This window comes from Dryocola clanedunensis, assembly GCF_038405435.1.
Lineage (GTDB): Bacteria > Pseudomonadota > Gammaproteobacteria > Enterobacterales > Enterobacteriaceae > Dryocola > Dryocola clanedunensis_A.
On record NZ_JBBYHZ010000178.1, the window covers coordinates 267 to 559 of the forward strand.

The window sequence follows — 293 nt, forward strand, 5'->3', positions numbered from 1 at the left end:
GAGCTCACCGTCGGCACCGACGGTTCGGTGACCGCCGCCCGCGTGCTGCGCGCCACCCCGGCGCGCGTGTTCGACCGCGAAGCGCTCAACGCCGTCAAGCGTTGGAAATTCGAGCCGGTCGGCGCCCCGGTCACCACGCGCCGCACGCTTGCCTTCGCGCCGGAAGGCGGTTGATCGCAGCGTAAGGTGGGAGGACGAAAGGCCCGGAGTGATCCGGGCCTTTTTTCTGATTTCAGTGGCGCATGCAGCACTGCCGCTATAGGGCAGTCGAAGGTTCTTGCAACGCCATGGTG

General features: G+C 66.9%; 1 protein-coding gene. It reads left to right on the top strand.

All coding sequences use genetic code 11. The features are described 5' to 3' along the window. On the top strand, positions 1 to 174 hold a 174-nt coding region (locus AAE045_RS24080), incomplete at its 5' end, for an energy transducer TonB (RefSeq protein ID WP_455549819.1). Between the last annotated feature and the right edge of the window lie 119 nt (positions 175 to 293).